Genomic DNA, 14,696 nt, shown 5'->3' with positions numbered 1-14,696 from the left:
CCCCCTCACGTCAGCGCATGCTGGGCGATGCGCGCCAGCGGAGCCACGACCTGCGCCGCACCCAGCGCGATGGCCGCGCGCGGCATGCCGAAGACGGTGGAGGTCGCCTCATCCTGCGCGATGGTGAGGGCCCCTGCGCGCGCCATCGCCAGCAGGCCCTTGGCCCCGTCCGCTCCCATGCCGGTCAGCAGAATGCCCACCGCGCGCGATCCGGCCTGCTGCGCCACCGCATGGAACAGCGCATCGACCGAGGGGCGATGGCCTGAGACCAGCTCGCCGGGGCGCAGCTTGATGTAGGGCGCGCTGGTGCCCGCCACCATCATGTGGCGATCGTTGCCCGGCGCCAGATAGACATGGCCGCGCCGCAGCGGCATGTCGGGTTCGGCCAGCAGCACATGGGCGGGGCAGGCGGCATCGAGCGTGCGGGCGATGGCGGCGGCAAAGCGGCTGTCGACATGCTGCACGATCAGGGTGGGCGGGCAATCCTCGGGGAAACCGCGCAGCAGCACCTGCAGCGCTTCCACCCCGCCGGTCGAGGAGCCGATGGCGATCAACTGCGTGTCCTGGCTGTGCGCGGCACGGCGCACCGGCTGGGACATCACCGGCGCATCATGGCGCCGCACCCGCACCTTGGCGGCATTGCGCACCATCTCGGCCAGCCTGCCGCCGTCTTCCAGCGCCGATCCGGCATGGTCGCTCTTGCAGTAGCAATCCACCGCGCCCAGCGCCAAAGCGCGCGCCGTGGCATCCGATCCCTCGCGCGTCAGCCCCGAGACGATGATGACGGGCATGGGCCGCAGGGTCATGATCTTGTCGAGGAAATCGAGACCGTTCATGCCGGGCATCTCGATGTCCAGCGTCACCACATCGGGCTCCAGCTCCTTGATCGCGGCGCGCCCTTCGGCGGCGTTGCAGGAGACGCCCACCACATGAATGTCGCGCAGGCCCGACAGGCGGGCGCCCAGCACGGCGCGCATGGTGGGGGAATCATCGATGATCAGCACGCGGATGGTCATGCTTCCCTCCGGCGATAGATCGTGGGGCCGACATGTTCGAGCAACGCCTCGCCCGGACCACTGACGCGCTCGCTATGGCCGATGTAGAGATAGCCGCCGGGCACAAGCTGCTGCGCCAGCCGCGTCACCAGCGTCTGCTTGGTGGGCTGGTCGAAATAGATCATCACATTGCGGCAGAGGATCACCTGAAAGCTGCGCCGCATCGGCCAGTCCTCATGCAGGTTGAGCCGCTTGAACTGCACGATCTCGCGCAGTTCGGGGCCGATCTGCATATGGGCGGCATCGGCCTGCGACCATGCGGCGCGCAAGGGCACGGGCAGATGCACCACATCGCGCAGATCGTACCGCCCCTCGCGGGCCCTGATCAGCGGCGGGTCGGCGATGTCGCTGCCCAGAATGCGCAGGTCCAGCCTGGCCAGACGGCGCCCCTCGCTGCGGTCGGGCCCCAGCATGGCCATGGCCAGCGAAAAGACCTCCTCGCCGCTCGAACAGCCTGCCGACCACATGCGCACCGCCTCGCCGGCATCGAGTGCCTCGACGAGCTGCGGGCGCACCTCCTGGGTGAAATGGTCGAAGTGATGGGCCTCGCGGTAGAAGAACGTATGGTTGGTGGTCAGCGCGCAGACCGCCTTGCGGCGCTCCTCGGCATTCTTGCCGATCATCACGATATAGGCCGCAAAGGTGCCCAGATTGCTGGCCCGCACCAGCGGGGCGAGGCGCGAATAGACCAGGATCGCCTTGCCCGGCGGCAGCATGATCCCCGCCTCGGCCCGCATCATCTGCGCCATGGCGAGGAAATCCTTCTCGCCATAGACCGATGGGCTGACACCGGGCAGCGCCTCGAAGAGAGGCTGCTGCGCCATGGTGCCTGCCGCGTGGGGCTGGGAGAGGATCTCGCCATTCATGCGATGTCGAGGCCGTTGATGGCCGGGCTGTTCATGGCCGGGTTGCTCATGGTCAGCCCAAGCGTGTCGAGAACCGCGCGCGGCCCGGCGGCGCGGGCCACCAGCGAGTCGACATTGAGGATCAACGCCACGCGCCCGTCGCCCAGAATGGTGGCGCCCGCCACACCCTCCACGCTGCGGTAATGGGTGTCGAGGCTCTTGATGACGAATTGCCGCTGGTCCGAAATGTTGTCGACCAGCAGCGCGGCCTGACCCGCGCTTTCGGTGTCGACCACGATCAGCACGCCCTTTTCGGGCCGATCCTCGGCATCGAGCGCGCCCACCGCGCGGCCCACCGAAACCACCGGGATAAAGCGCCCGCGCACATTGAGCATCATGCTCTCACCCATGCCCTGCACATCGGCGGGGGCGGGGCGCAGGCTTTCCACCACATGGGCCAGCGGCACCACCAGCATCTGGTCGCCCACCTTGACGATCATGCCATCGGCGATCGCCAGCGTCAGCGGCAGGGTGAGGGTGAAGGTGGTGCCCTTGCCGGGGGTGGAATCGATGGTGATGCGCCCGCCCAGCTCCTTCACATTCTGGCGCACCACATCCATCCCCACGCCCCGGCCCGAGACATTGGTGATGCTGGTCGCCGTGGAGAAGCCCGGCGCGAAGATCAGGCTCTCGATCTCTTCCCTGGAGAGCGCCGTATCGGGGGTAACGATGCCCTTTTCGATGGCCTTGGCCAGCACGCGGGCATGATCGATCCCCGCGCCATCGTCGGAAATGCGGATCAGGATATGGCCCGAGCGATGCTCGGCCGAGAGGGTCAGCGTGCCATCGGCGCTCTTGCCCTTGGCGAGGCGCTCGTCGGGCTTTTCGATGCCATGGTCGACGGCATTGCGGATGAGATGGGTCAGCGGCTCGCCCAGCCGCTCGATCACCGTCTTGTCGAGTTCGGTCGCCTCGCCCGAGGTCTGCAGCGTGACATGCTTGCCGGTGCTGGCCGCCAGTTCGCGCAGGATGCGCGGCACGCGGCTGAACACGCTGCCGATCGGCTGGGCGCGGATCGACATGGCATTGTCCTGAATGTCGCGGGTCAGCCCTTCGAGCATGTTGAGCTCTTCGCTGGCGGCGACGCCCTCATTGTGCAGGCGCTGGGCCAGCATGGCCTGGGCGATCACCAGCTCGCCCACCGTGTCGATCAGCCGGTCCAGCTTGAGCAGGTCGATGCGGATCGACTGGCCTGCTGGGGGCGGCGCGGGATTGGGCGCGGCGGGTTTGGCGGCGGCGAGCGCCTCCGGCGTCTCGGCAACCTCGATCGATGCCGGGGCAGGCGGCGCGACCGGGGTGGGGCGATAGGGCATGTCGGCCCATTTGCTGTCGCCCTCGCCGATGGTAATGGGGCAATCATCGCCCGCGAAATCGAAGATCTCGCGCACGGTGCCTTCCGAGACCGATTTGGGCACCACGAAGGTCCAGCCAAGATAGGCCTGATCGGGGTCGAGGTCGTCGAGCCCCGGCACGGCGCTGGTGTCGCATTGCAGGCAGACGGCGCCCAGCTCGCTCAACTCGCGCAGCAGCAGCAGCGGCTCGCCGCCGTTGCGCATGGCGCCGGCCAGCGGGCGCAGCCAGATCTGCCAGCCCTGCTCGCGCGGTTCCTGCGGTGTCGGCGCCCCTGCCTGAGGCGCGGACAGTTCGGCCAGCAGCGCATCGAGGGCGCTGTCGTCACGGGCGCTGTCCGCGGGCGGCGGCGTGCTTGCCTTGGCGGGCGATTTTTTGGCAGCTCTGGACTTGGGCGCGGTGGGGGCATCGAAGCGCCCCGCCGCATCATAGCGCGCCGCCGCTTCCAGCTCCATCAGCAGCGCCGAATCCTGCGGGGGCGTGGCGCTGTCGCGCGCGGCGGCGACATGGTCGGACAGCTTGTCGAGCGCGCGCAGCAGCAGATCCACCAGCGGCGGGTTGAGCGGCGCATTGCCCTCGCGCACCTCGGAGAGCAGCGTTTCAAACGCATGGGCAAAGGTCTGCAGCGCGGCAAAGCCGAAAGCGCCCGCGCCGCCCTTGATCGAATGGATCGCGCGGAACACGCCATTGACCGTATCGGCATCCTGCGTGCCCGCGCGGCAGGCGGCCAGCCCCGCTTCGGCGGCGCCTTGCGCTTCCTCGCATTCGACGAAGAAGAGGGCCTGGATGTCCTCCGGGGTCATGCCTCGCTCCGATCGAACAGCGCCACTTCAAGGCCCGCCTGCCGCGCGGTGTGGCGCAGCTCGGGCGAGGGGGTGATCTGCGCGCCTTCGCCGGTGCGGCGGGCGCTGAGCAGGACCTGCAGCATGGCCTGCCCCACCTGCTGCGTGGCGCTGGCATCGATCTGCAGCGGGCCGGAGCCCAGTGCCGCCTGCAATTCGGGCAAAAGCGCCTGAGCGGCGGCGCGGTCGCAACGGGCTGGCAGATGGATGATGGGCATGCGCGTGATCCTCGATCAGAATTCCGACCAGTCGTCGGCACTGGTGGCGACATCGGCGGTGGCCTGCGTGCCGGCTTCGGGCAGCGGCTTGAGCGCCAGATTGCCCCGCACCAGCGGCGGTACCACGGCACGGCGCGGCGATGAGGCCGGGGCCTGCGGGACCACGCGGCGCAGCGGCTGGATCGCCGCCTGCGTGCCGGGCGCGGTGTGGAAGCGCGCGACGATGGTGGTCAGCTCATGCGCCTCATCCGCCAGACTGCGCGCGGCGGCGGTGGATTGTTCGGCCATGGCGGCATTCTGCTGGGTGGCGCGGTCCATATCGGCCACGGCGCTGTTGACCTGATGCAGATTGCCCGCCTGCGCATCCACCGCGCTGGACAGCGTGACCATGAGGTCGAAAGCATTATGGCCGCGCGTCCGCAGATCCTCGAGCATGCCGCTGGTCTGCCGCACCAGCCCCACTCCGGTCGAAACCTGATGGGTGGAGGCGGTGATCAGCGCCTTGATGCCCTTGGCGGCCTCCGCGCTGCGCTGGGCCAGGGCGCGGACTTCGGTGGCGACCACGGCGAAACCGCGCCCGGCGTCCCCGGCGCGTGCGGCCTCGACCCCGGCGTTCAGGGCCAGCAGGTTGGTCTGGAAGGCGATGCTGTCGATCGTGGCGATGATGTGATTGATCTCGCGCGTGGAATCTTCGATCTGGCCCATGGCCACCAGCGCCTCGGTGATCAGCATGCCGACATCGATCGATTTTGCGCGGGCGTCGGCCATCGCCTGCTTGGTTTCCAGGATGGATTGCGCGGAGTGCTGCACACCCTGCGTCGTCTGATTCATCGCGGCGGCGGTTTCGGCCAGTGTGCTGGCCTGCTGCTCGTTGCGATGCGCGAAGTCGTCGGTGGCGGAGCGGATCTCGGCCGCGCCGTTCAGCACCGAATTGGCGCTGGAGCGCACCGCCAGCACAAGCTGGGCCAGTGCATCGATGGCGCCGTTGAAATCCCTGCGCAGATCCTCGTAACGCTCCGGCAGGTCGCGGTTGATCTGGCAATCGAGCCGGTTGCTCGCCAGTTGGCGCAGGCTGTCGCGCAGGATGGCGGCGGCCTGCTCTTCCTGATCGGCGCGCAGCCGGGCCTGAGCCCCTTGGTCGCGCAGCGTGTCGCAGGCGCGGGCGAGGCGGCCGATGCAATCTTCTCTTTCGGTGTATTCGACCAGCGTGGCGTGATCGCCCAGCGCCAGCGTTTCGAACCGGTCGATCATCTCCGGGAAAGGCGCGGCAATCGCCCGCCCCCCCGCCACCATGACCAGCGCGGTCAGGAGCAATGCGCTCCCGCTGAGCGCGACAGCCGCGAGGGGCGGGATCAGCTCCTGCCAGGCCAGCACGCTGCCCGCCACGCCGACTGCCGCAAAGGCCACGACGGCCCAGGCCAGACTGTGCAGCTTGACCGCGATGGGGGCCTGTTTCTCGAACCAGTCGAACATCGAAAACTCCACGGCCATGGGGCGCCGATTGCAGAATCGGCGCGGCGGCCTCCCATGACTCGTGGTTAATCCTAAGGCCTGAGCCGCAACGTCCTGTTTGTAGGCATATCCGTAGGTTCCCGGAACGGGACAGCATAGTTTGAAGGTTGTTGAGGGCTCTGCGGCAACTTGCTGTCAACCATGGGAGTGGCTGGCTTTGCTTGGCATCTCTCTACGATGAACCCCGTAATCGATGACAGCTATTTACTGTGATCTTGCGGTTTAGGACGAGGGCAGCGGGGGCGATGCTTGTCATGGCGCGTTATGACTGGAGTGGATCGCTTCAGTCCTGGCGCGAGCCTTAAAGGAGTATGCCGCGTTGATGAAGGATGCCAGAGTTCTGGTCGTCGATGATTCCCCGGCGATGCGGGCGCTGTTCTGCGACGTGCTGGAGCGGACGCCGCAGATCACCGTGGTGGGCTCGGCGGCCAATGCGGATGAGGCACGCAGCCAGATCGAGCTGCTGCGCCCCAATGTGATGACGCTGGATGTGGAAATGCCGGGGATGAACGGCATCGATTTTCTGGCCGAGATCATGGCGACCGACCCCATGCCGGTGGTGATGCTGTCCTCGCGCACGCAGGCCGGGACGCAGGTCGCTTTGCGCGCCTATGAGCTGGGCGCGGTCGAGTGCTTTCACAAGCCGCTGAAGGCCACGCTGGAGGAATTTGCCGAGACCATCAGCCATCTGGGCAAGGTGGTGCTGACGGCTGCGAACTCGAATGTGAAGCATCGCCGCCGCCACGCCGCGCCGCGCGCTGCCCCGGCGCCACGCGGCGAGGCGCCGCCGGTCTGGACCCGGCAGTTGATCGCGCTGGGGGTTTCGATGGGGGGCATCGATGCCCTGCCGCGCCTGCTGGAGCATTTCCCCGAGGATGGGCCGCCCACGGTCATTGTCATGCCGGGTGAGGCGGAGATGATCGAGGCTTTCGTGGCGCGGCTGGACGCCGAGTTGCACTGTCAGGTGATGCTGGCCACCGATGGCATGCGGCTGGAGCCGGGGACGATCCATATCGCCGCCGATCCCGATCATCATGTGGTGTTCGAGCCTGCGCCCTTTCCCCATCTGCGCATGGTGCTGCGCGATCCGCTGGATGGGGCTCGCCCTTCCGCGACGCTGCTGTTCGGCACCATTGCCCGAGCGGGTGTGCCGGCGGTGGGGGCGGTGCTGACGGGCATGGGCAGCGATGGCGCGCGTGGCTTGCGGTTGATGCGCGATGTTGGCTGCCGCACCTTTGCCGAGGAGCCGGACAGCGCCACGGTGCGCCAGGCGCCCAGGGCGGCGATCGAGGCCGGGGCGGTGGAAACGGTGTTGCCGATCGACGCGCTGGGCGCAGCGATCATGGCGAGTTGTCATGAGGCGTAAGGCGGGCTGGGCCGGAGGGGGCGGTGGTGGGCCAGGCGGTTCGATGCTTGGCGTGATCCGTCCGGCCGGTTGCCTGAAACGCGCCGAAGGGGATTCATCGATCCGGATTGGAGGCATCTGCCGCTGCGGATGTTTGCTCGACCCTGTGGAAGAAGGGCTGCGAGCTATGCCACCAGCTTTGAAAGCACCCGGCGCGAGTGTCAGGCCCCACAGTGGCTGTGGTTCTTTGACATGATTGCCATGCCGGGTATGGTACCTGCCACCGGGCGCGTGAGGGAGCAGGGGGAGCATCCCATCTTCGCCGGATATCAGGGCCGGATATCAGGCATAAATCATTCCGCATACTGCCCTAGGCGCCTTTCCGGAGAGGGGGGCTCCGGGGAAGCGGGGAAAGGGCATGCCTCTCATGCTATGCAAACCACGCCGCTTCGGCCCGGAGAGGGCAGGAGCGGCGTGGAGAGGTCTAAGGCACCCATGAATGCACCGGGGGTGGCGCAGGTGGCTGAATTGGAAAGCTGACCGGCTGACGACAGGGAGCCGCGGGGCGGGGCAAGCCCCTCCCGGTCTCCCGCCGGGGTTTATTCGACCAGCGCGGCCTCGATGGCGATGCGGATCGCTTCGGAGGTGTGGTTGGCGCCCATCTTGGTCAGCATGTTGGCGCGATGGATTTCCACCGTGCGCGGCGAGATCGACAGCTTTTCACCGATCATGCGGTTCGACAGGCCACCGGCCACGCCGGCCAGCACTTCGCGCTCACGCTTGGTCAGGCGGTCGACGCGGCTGCGGGCCAGCGCCTCACGCAGCTTGGCGCTGCCGAAGGTTTCGGCCTTGGCCTCCGCCTCGCTGACGACATGGCCGATTTCCTCGCGGCTGAAAGGCCAGGCGATGTAGTCGATCGCGCCATCCAGCACGGCGCGCACGACCATGCGGGTTTCGGGGGCCTGGGCAAAGCCGATCACCGGCAGCCACTGGCCCGAGCGGCCCATCTGCGCGAGCAAGGCGGCGATAGAACGGCCATCGTCATGCACCAGCAGCAGGCCCGCCTTGGGCCAGCGGGCGATCAATTCAGAGGCGTCCTCGAAAGGCTCCACGTGAATATCGCTGCCCGACAGCAAGTGCGAGATCGCCGCACGACGCCGGACATCACCATCGACTAGAAAGAGACTGGTTCCGTTTGTCATGATTGCTCCCCCTGAGTTCATGGTTAACGCCTAGCAAGTTCTGCCTAGGTTTTGGACGGAAAACTCCTCCGTTTCGGAATACATTTCAGTCCGAATCTGAAGCATTGACAGCAGGGTAGGGGATAATCCGGAATTCCGCCAGTTTGCAGATCAATTAACTCCGGATCAGAGTTTTGATCGCGTAAAATTCTCACCATTATGGCGGGATCTGTCGGCGCAGGGGGATGCGTCGGAACCCCTCCAAGACACCATTTTCCCTGAATATGGGCTGAATCAGTCGTTCATCCGGCGCGAACTAAGCGGCGGATTCGGATGAGAGATTCGCGTTCTAAGCTGTGGAAAAAGACAGGGCGGGAAGAGGGGCTGGTGCCGCACAATCCGGTCACGCCGGATTTTCAGGCAGACGCCCTCAGTGTCCGCCCATCAGATGGGCCGAGATGTCGGCGATGTCCTGCCGCACATTGCGCAGGGTGCGGGCATCGAACTCCAGCACGCTGTCGAGCACGGCATGGCGCGCGGCGGTGTAGAACTGGGCCAGCGCGCCCGCCATCGTGTCATCGCCGCTGACGCCCACCTGCAGGGCCGTCAGCGCCGACAGGGCGCGGGTCAGCGCCTGGCTCTTCACGCCATTGTCGCCCTTGCCATGGGCGTGGATCGCGCTGCCCAGCGAGGAGATCACGCGCTCATAGCACATGCGGACCAGCTCGCGCTGGTCGGCACTCGACACGCGCGCCTCGAAATCGACGCGGCGGTAGGCCTGAGCGGGATCACGAAGGGCGAGCATGACGCGGAATGCCTTAGTTGTTGCTGTTGTTGGAGTTGGTCCACACAGCAATCTGCTGCTTCAGGTAAGACAGCGTGGAGTTGTAACCTGCCACCGCGGCATCCGTGGCGGCATATTGCGTGGTCAGGCGATCCTGAAGCTGGCTCTGCAGCGTGGCCAGATTGGCCTGCTGATCGGTGATCGACTTCTGCAGCGTGGTATAGCGCGTCACCGAACCGGCCAGCGAGCCCGGATCGGTCGAGGTGGTCAGGCTGCTGACCATCTTGTTGACCGTGGCATAGACGCCGTTCACACCCTTGGTGAACATGCCGGACACCGCATCGGGGTAATTGGCGAGCGCCGTGGCCAGCTTGCTGGTGTCGAGCGTGTAGGTGCCGTCCTTCTGGGTCGAGAGACCCAGATCGGCCAGCGTGCGCGGCGCGCCCGCGGCGGCATTGGGCATCAGCACCGTGCCGGCCAGCGCCGAGAACTGGCGCGCCATCTGCTTGGCGCCGCTGTCATTGGCCAGGCCGCCGCCATTGTTCGACATGTCGGTGTTCATTTCACCGACCAGCTGGTTGAGTACCGTGGTGAGGTTCTGCATCGCGGTCGTGATGCCGCTCGACGGATCGCCGAAGCTCACGGTGGTGGGATTGCCGACATTGGTGCCCGTCAGCTTGAGCGACAGGCCGGGGGCGGCATTGGTGATGGTGTTGCTGGTGCTGGTGCGGGCGATGCCGTCCAGCTTGTAGGCCGCGTTGGCGGCCTGTGTCGTCACCGAATAGCCGCCGGTGGCCGAAGGGTCATAGGCAAAGCTCGACAGGCTGGTGGTGCCGGTCGTGCCGTTGCCGCTGGCGCTGATGGTGAAAGCGTTGGCCGCGCCCTGCGTGCCCTTCATCACCAACTGCTGCGAGCCGTCGGTGTTGGTCGAGACATAGGCGGTGACGCCGATGCCGGCGCTGTTGATGATGCTGGCCGTCGCGGTCAGCGAGGAGCCGTCCGGAATGGTCACGGTGGCGGCGGCATGGGTGGTGTCGGCCGAGAAGGTGCCGTTGGTCACCGTGCCGAAGTTGAAGGTCAGCGTGCCGCCCTGAACGGTGGTGCCGCTCGCCATGCTGGCGGCGGCCATGGTCTGCGGGGCGGCGAGCTGGGTCACTTCCAGCGAGTAGCTGCTCGACGCGCCCGAGCTGCCGATCGGCAGGGTGGCGCTGGCCACGGAGCTGTTGGCCACGGTGGGCGAGGGCAGCAGATTGCCGCCGTCGATCAGGCTGGAGAGCGAGCTTTGGAACGAGAGCAGATCGCTTTTGAGCTGGGTCGCCTCGGAAATCTGGAGCTGCACCTGCGTGAGCTGGGTGTTGAGCGCATCGTTCTGGCTCGCATATTGCGCCTTCGCGATGTTCGCTGCCAGACCCGTCAGACTGGCGCCGGTGTTCACACCGAGCGACGACAGGATCTGCTGGCCGATCGTCGAAGTGCTCGACGAAGACGAAGTGCTCGTCGTCGACGTGGTCGCGGTGGATGCCGTGGACGCAGTCGAGGAGCTCGTGGCTGATGTCGTGGTCATGGCTGTAAGAACGGTTCCTTGCGGCGGGGCTTAAGGATGAAAGGGGATTAACTTTTGGTGGGAAGGGGCAGAAGGAAGGGAAGATGCGAGGGGAGCGTCCTGTTGGTCGCCTGCCTCAAGAGGCATGCTCCGGGCCCTCGCGCTCCCACGACGTCTTCCGGCGCGCGGGCAGTGGCACCCGATCCTTGCGCCCTGTCTCTCCACCAACATCATTCTTCCGGTTCGCCGGGCTGCGGGCGGCCATTGGTGTCGAAGCGCAGCTCCACCGGCACGTCCACCATCGGGGTGTCGCGCCGCTCGCCGCGTTTGAGCGACAGCACAAAGCCCAGCACGCCCGCCACCGCGACATACAGCTCCTCGCGGATCATCTGATTGTCGCGCGTCGTGTAATAGAGCGAGCGGGCCAGACCCGGAAATTCCAGACAGGGGATCTCGCGCTCGGCGGCCAGTTCGCGGATCGCCAGCGCCTTTTCCCCGCGCCCCTTTACCACCACCACCGGGGCCGGGGCGATGTCGGGGTCATAGACCAGCGCCACCGAGAAATGCGTCGGGTTGGTCACCACGAATTGCGCCTTGCGCATCGCCGCGCCGATCGCGCCCATGGCGATCTGGCGCTGGCGGCGGCGGCGGTGAGCGCGCGCCTCGGGGCTGCCTTCCTGTTCCTTGTTCTCGTCCTTGACCTCCTGCAGGCTCATGCGCAGGCGGCGCTGGCGGCGCAGCCACTGCACCGGCCAGTCGAACATGGCGATCACCACGAAACCGGCGGCCAGTTGCATCATCAGCGAGGTCAGCGCCTCCCAGGCGAAGGCGAGCTGCCCGGCCAGACCCACGGCGGTGAGCTGCTGCAGCCCCTCGATCCGCGACTTGCCCCAGAACCAGGCGATCGCGCCGAGCAGGGTCAGTTTCAGCAGGCCCTTGCCCACCTCGATCCAGCCTTGCGGCCCGAAGACCTTGGTCATGCCCTTCATCGGATCGAGCCGCGATCCCTTGGGCATCAGATTGCTGGCGACGAAACGGCCATGGCGCCCGGCAAAGCCCAATTGCACGATCAGCGTGGCTGCGATCACCATCAGCGACAGGATCATCACCGGCACCACCACCATCGCGCCGAGCCGTATCATCAGCAGGCCGGGGCGGAAGTCCTCGATATCGGCGCGGTTCCACACCAGCCCCATGCGCATGGCCTCGCTCATCCCCGAGAGCAGCCATGGTCCGAAGGCCTTCATGAAGGCCGCCGCCACCAGCGCCGTGGCCGCCACCGCCAACTCGCGTGAGCGCAGGACGTCGCCACCCTTGGCGGCGTCTTTCAGGCGCTTTTCGGTTGGTTCGAGCGTTTTCTCGCCGGCGGTCTCGGCCATGCGCTAGCCTCCCATCACCTGGCTGATCTGTTCGATCGCCTGAGCCGAAAGGTCGGTCATGCGGTCGCTGATCATCGGCGCGGTGGCCAGCAGCGCGGCCAGACCGCCGATGATCCCGGCGGGCAGGCCCAGCGAAAACAGGTTGAGCGCGGGCGCCGAACGGCTCAGCAGCCCCGCCAGCACCTGGATCAGCAGCAGGGTGAGCGTGACCGGCAGCGCCATCATCACCGCGGTGGCGAACATCGTCGAGGCAAAGCCGAGCACCACGCCCAGACGCGGGGCCGACAGCACCGCCGAGCCCAGCACCTGCCCCGGCGGAAAGGCCTCATAGCTTTTGACCACCAGCGCGATCCATTGCAGATGCGCGCCCAGCCCCAGAAAGATCAGCGTGAGGATCACGGCAAAATATTGCCCCAGGATCGGCGAGCGGGCGCCCGAATTGGGGTCGATGGTGGCGGCCAGGCTCAGCGCCATGCTGCCGCCGATCAGCTCTGCGGCGATGGCCGGGGCGGCGAAGGTGAATTGCAGCACGAAGCCCAGCATGGTTCCGATGGCGACCTCGCCAATGATCGCCAGATAGCCCGACATCGACATCAGATCGGCGGGCGCGGCCACCTTGGTGCTGGTGGCGACCAGCAAGGCGATGGCGCCCGCCATGGTCACGCGCACCTGCGCTGGCACATTGCCGGTGCCGAAGAAGGGCGCGGCCACCAGCGCGGCGCCGATGCGGGTCATCAGGAAGGCCCAGCGCCAGAATTCGACCTCAAGGTCGCCAAAGCCGAAGTTGAGACCGAACATGCGCCTCTATCCGCCCACATTGCCCTGCGCGGCGCCCAGATGGGCGATGGCGGTGAAGATATCCTTGGTGAAGTCGCCGATCAGCCCCATCATGCTGGCACCCAGCACCATCAGCATCAGCACGGTGATGGCGATCTTGGGCAGGAAGGTCAGCGTCTGCTCGTTGATCGAGGTCGCGGCCTGAAAGATGCCGACGATCAGGCCGACCGCCAGGCACCCCAGCAGCACCGGGGCGGCGCACAGCGTCACCACCCAGAGCATCCGGTCGGCCAGCGCCAGCATCTGCGATGTGTCATCCATCAGCGCGTCCTCAGCCGAAGCTCGATGCCAGCGAGCCCATCAGCAGCGCCCAGCCATCGACCAGCACAAAGAGCAGCAGCTTGAAGGGCAGCGAGATGATCGTCGGGCTCATCATCATCATGCCCAGCGACATCAGCACCGAGGAGACGACAAGATCGATCACCAGAAAGGGCAGATAGAGCATGAAGCCGATCTGGAAGGCGGTCTTCAGCTCGCTGGTGACGAAGGCCGGCAGCAGGATCGAGAAGGGCACATCCTTGGGATCGGCGAATTTGGGCGCCTTGGCCATATCGGCGAACATGCCCAGATCGGTCTTGCGGGTCTGGCGGATCATGAAGTCATGAAACTGCGCGCCGCCCACGGTGATCGCCTGCTGGGCGTTGATCTGCCCGGCCGAATAGGGGGCGATCGCCTGCGTGTTCAGCTTGTCCAGCGTGGGCGCCATCACGAAAAGCGAGAGAAACAGCGCCAGACCGATCAGCACCTGATTGGGCGGGCTCTGCTGCAGGCCTAGCGCCTGACGCAGGATCGAGAGCACGACGAGGATGCGGGTGAAGCTGGTCATCATCAGGATCAGGCTGGGCAGGATCGTCAGCAGGCCCATGATGATAAGAAGTTGCAGCGAGAGGGTTAAACCTCCGCCCGGCCCGCCGTTCATAGACTGGAAGGCGCGGTCCATCGCACCGGGGATGGCGCTGGGCATGGAAGGGCCGGCAGCGGCACCAGAGGCACCAGAGGCAGCAGCGGGAGCTGCCGTCTGGGCGAATGCGGTGCCCGACATGAGAGAGCCTGCAGCCACCGTCAGCAGGGCGAAAAACTTGCGCATCATCTTACCTTTGCGTGCGGCGCAGGGTGCGGGCGAAGCTGGGGCCGTCATGGTCACCAGAGAAATCGCCATCAAAGTCGCTGTCGAAACCATCATCGGGTTCATGATCGATGATCGTCGCGGAACGCGCGGGCGCCTCGGCCAGACGGGTCAGCCCGTGGCGCGAGGTGGAGACCAGAATCTCCTTCCCGTGAAATTCCAGCACCGCCAGCTTCATCGTGGGTGAGAGCATCAGCGTCTCGACCACCTTGACCGAACGGCGGCGCCCATCGCCCCCCTGCATGCGGTTCTGCATCACCTGAGACAGCTTGAGGCTGCCCCAGACCATGCCGCCGATCAGCGGCAGCAGGATCAGCAGCTTGAGGACGTACCAGCCCATTACGCGGCGCTGTCCAGAGCGGCGTCACCGCTGGCCATTTCCACGATGCGCAGGCCGAAACGGTTGCCCTGGGCCACGATCTCGCCCTTCGCGATGACCTTGCCATTAACCATAACGTCCAACAGTTCGTCGGTCAGGCGGTCGAGAAGCACCACGCTTTCCTCGCCCAGCGAGAGCACGTCGCGCAGTTTCATATCGGCCCGGCCCAGTTCGACCGAGAGGCGCACATCCACATCCTTCAGGAAATCGAAGCCGCGGGGATTGAGATTCATGGTCAGT

The 14,696-nt window shown here is 66.2% G+C and carries 15 protein-coding genes; 1 reads left to right on the top strand and 14 read right to left on the bottom strand.

Translation table 11 applies throughout. The annotated features are described in order from the left end of the window. Positions 1–5 precede the first annotated feature (5 nt). Genes ABDW49_RS17335 through ABDW49_RS17315 form a run of 5 tightly spaced genes read right to left on the bottom strand, consistent with a single transcriptional unit; the run spans position 6 to position 5,861 of the window. Positions 6–1,016: a chemotaxis response regulator protein-glutamate methylesterase gene (locus ABDW49_RS17335; RefSeq protein ID WP_343613422.1), complete on the bottom strand. Its 1,011-nt coding sequence runs from the start codon at positions 1,014–1,016 to the stop codon at positions 6–8. Further along, positions 1,013–1,921: a protein-glutamate O-methyltransferase CheR gene (locus tag ABDW49_RS17330; RefSeq protein ID WP_343613421.1), complete on the bottom strand. Its 909-nt coding sequence runs from the start codon at positions 1,919–1,921 to the stop codon at positions 1,013–1,015. Before ABDW49_RS17330 ends, ABDW49_RS17335 begins: the two co-directional genes overlap by 4 nt. Next, positions 1,918–4,113, bottom strand: a complete 2,196-nt coding sequence (locus ABDW49_RS17325) for a chemotaxis protein CheA (RefSeq protein ID WP_343613419.1) — start codon at positions 4,111–4,113, stop codon at positions 1,918–1,920. The genes ABDW49_RS17330 and ABDW49_RS17325 overlap by 4 nt, the downstream gene beginning before the upstream one ends. After that, positions 4,110–4,370, bottom strand: coding sequence for an STAS domain-containing protein (locus tag ABDW49_RS17320; protein WP_343613417.1), 261 nt, complete (start codon positions 4,368–4,370; stop codon positions 4,110–4,112). Before ABDW49_RS17320 ends, ABDW49_RS17325 begins: the two co-directional genes overlap by 4 nt. Positions 4,371–4,385: 15 nt before the next feature. Then, positions 4,386–5,861, bottom strand: coding sequence for a methyl-accepting chemotaxis protein (locus ABDW49_RS17315; protein ID WP_343613416.1), 1,476 nt, complete (start codon positions 5,859–5,861; stop codon positions 4,386–4,388). Between the two features lie 343 nt (positions 5,862–6,204). On the opposite strand from ABDW49_RS17315, the gene ABDW49_RS17310 reads away from it, so the two are divergent. Further along, positions 6,205–7,248, top strand: coding sequence for a chemotaxis protein CheB (locus tag ABDW49_RS17310; protein ID WP_343613415.1), 1,044 nt, complete (start codon positions 6,205–6,207; stop codon positions 7,246–7,248). Between the two features lie 578 nt (positions 7,249–7,826). Here ABDW49_RS17310 and ABDW49_RS17305 read toward each other — a convergent pair. The 9 genes from ABDW49_RS17305 to fliN all read right to left on the bottom strand — a co-directional run bounded on the left by ABDW49_RS17305 (position 7,827) and on the right by fliN (position 14,689). Beyond that, entirely contained in the window at positions 7,827–8,429 is a 603-nt protein-coding gene (locus ABDW49_RS17305) for a LuxR C-terminal-related transcriptional regulator (RefSeq protein ID WP_343613413.1), read from the bottom strand. 409 nt (positions 8,430–8,838) lie between these two features. Next, the gene (locus tag ABDW49_RS17300) at positions 8,839–9,213 is read right to left on the bottom strand and encodes a flagellar protein FliS (protein ID WP_343613412.1); all 375 of its coding nucleotides are present in this window, start codon (positions 9,211–9,213) and stop codon (positions 8,839–8,841) included. Positions 9,214–9,226: 13 nt separating this feature from the next. Continuing rightward, positions 9,227–10,756, bottom strand: a complete 1,530-nt coding sequence (fliD, locus tag ABDW49_RS17295) for a flagellar filament capping protein FliD (protein WP_343613411.1) — start codon at positions 10,754–10,756, stop codon at positions 9,227–9,229. A 209-nt stretch (positions 10,757–10,965) separates the two neighbouring features. Beyond that, positions 10,966–12,114 carry an EscU/YscU/HrcU family type III secretion system export apparatus switch protein gene (locus ABDW49_RS17290; RefSeq protein ID WP_343613410.1) on the bottom strand — a complete coding sequence of 383 codons (1,149 nt, stop codon included), beginning with the start codon at positions 12,112–12,114 and terminating at the stop codon, positions 10,966–10,968. A 3-nt stretch (positions 12,115–12,117) separates the two neighbouring features. After that, positions 12,118–12,912: a flagellar biosynthetic protein FliR gene (fliR, locus tag ABDW49_RS17285; RefSeq protein ID WP_343613408.1), complete on the bottom strand. Its 795-nt coding sequence runs from the start codon at positions 12,910–12,912 to the stop codon at positions 12,118–12,120. Positions 12,913–12,918: 6 nt separating this feature from the next. After that, complete coding sequence (locus ABDW49_RS17280; RefSeq protein ID WP_343613406.1) at positions 12,919–13,212, bottom strand: flagellar biosynthetic protein FliQ; 294 nt, start codon at positions 13,210–13,212, stop codon at positions 12,919–12,921. A 10-nt stretch (positions 13,213–13,222) separates the two neighbouring features. After that, positions 13,223–14,041, bottom strand: a complete 819-nt coding sequence (gene fliP, locus ABDW49_RS17275; RefSeq protein WP_343613404.1) for a flagellar type III secretion system pore protein FliP — start codon at positions 14,039–14,041, stop codon at positions 13,223–13,225. Position 14,042: 1 nt separating this feature from the next. Then, entirely contained in the window at positions 14,043–14,417 is a 375-nt protein-coding gene (locus tag ABDW49_RS17270; protein WP_343613402.1) for a flagellar biosynthetic protein FliO, read from the bottom strand. Beyond that, positions 14,417–14,689, bottom strand: coding sequence for a flagellar motor switch protein FliN (fliN, locus tag ABDW49_RS17265; protein ID WP_343613400.1), 273 nt, complete (start codon positions 14,687–14,689; stop codon positions 14,417–14,419). Before fliN ends, ABDW49_RS17270 begins: the two co-directional genes overlap by 1 nt. Between the last annotated feature and the right edge of the window lie 7 nt (positions 14,690–14,696).

Origin of the sequence: Novosphingobium sp. (assembly GCF_039595395.1) — a bacterium.
Classification (GTDB): Bacteria; Pseudomonadota; Alphaproteobacteria; order Sphingomonadales; family Sphingomonadaceae; genus Novosphingobium.
The sequence above is the reverse complement of the archived record's forward strand: the minus strand, read 5'-3'. Positions and strand labels throughout refer to the sequence as shown.

Bases quoted from the DNA above. Each gene is read 5' to 3' on its own strand.
- ABDW49_RS17335 (WP_343613422.1), bottom strand. From the start codon at position 1,016: ATGACCATCCGCGTGCTGATCATCGATGATTCCCCCACCATGCGCGCC.
- ABDW49_RS17330 (WP_343613421.1), bottom strand. From the start codon at position 1,921: ATGAATGGCGAGATCCTCTCCCAGCCCCACGCGGCAGGCACCATGGCG.
- ABDW49_RS17325 (WP_343613419.1), bottom strand. From the start codon at position 4,113: ATGACCCCGGAGGACATCCAGGCCCTCTTCTTCGTCGAATGCGAGGAA.
- ABDW49_RS17320 (WP_343613417.1), bottom strand. From the start codon at position 4,370: ATGCCCATCATCCATCTGCCAGCCCGTTGCGACCGCGCCGCCGCTCAG.
- ABDW49_RS17315 (WP_343613416.1), bottom strand. From the start codon at position 5,861: ATGGCCGTGGAGTTTTCGATGTTCGACTGGTTCGAGAAACAGGCCCCC.
- ABDW49_RS17310 (WP_343613415.1), top strand. From the start codon at position 6,205: ATGAAGGATGCCAGAGTTCTGGTCGTCGATGATTCCCCGGCGATGCGG.
- ABDW49_RS17305 (WP_343613413.1), bottom strand. From the start codon at position 8,429: ATGACAAACGGAACCAGTCTCTTTCTAGTCGATGGTGATGTCCGGCGT.
- ABDW49_RS17300 (WP_343613412.1), bottom strand. From the start codon at position 9,213: ATGCTCGCCCTTCGTGATCCCGCTCAGGCCTACCGCCGCGTCGATTTC.
- fliD (WP_343613411.1), bottom strand. From the start codon at position 10,756: ATGACCACGACATCAGCCACGAGCTCCTCGACTGCGTCCACGGCATCC.
- ABDW49_RS17290 (WP_343613410.1), bottom strand. From the start codon at position 12,114: ATGGCCGAGACCGCCGGCGAGAAAACGCTCGAACCAACCGAAAAGCGC.
- fliR (WP_343613408.1), bottom strand. From the start codon at position 12,912: ATGTTCGGTCTCAACTTCGGCTTTGGCGACCTTGAGGTCGAATTCTGG.
- ABDW49_RS17280 (WP_343613406.1), bottom strand. From the start codon at position 13,212: ATGGATGACACATCGCAGATGCTGGCGCTGGCCGACCGGATGCTCTGG.
- fliP (WP_343613404.1), bottom strand. From the start codon at position 14,041: ATGATGCGCAAGTTTTTCGCCCTGCTGACGGTGGCTGCAGGCTCTCTC.
- ABDW49_RS17270 (WP_343613402.1), bottom strand. From the start codon at position 14,417: ATGGGCTGGTACGTCCTCAAGCTGCTGATCCTGCTGCCGCTGATCGGC.
- fliN (WP_343613400.1), bottom strand. From the start codon at position 14,689: ATGAATCTCAATCCCCGCGGCTTCGATTTCCTGAAGGATGTGGATGTG.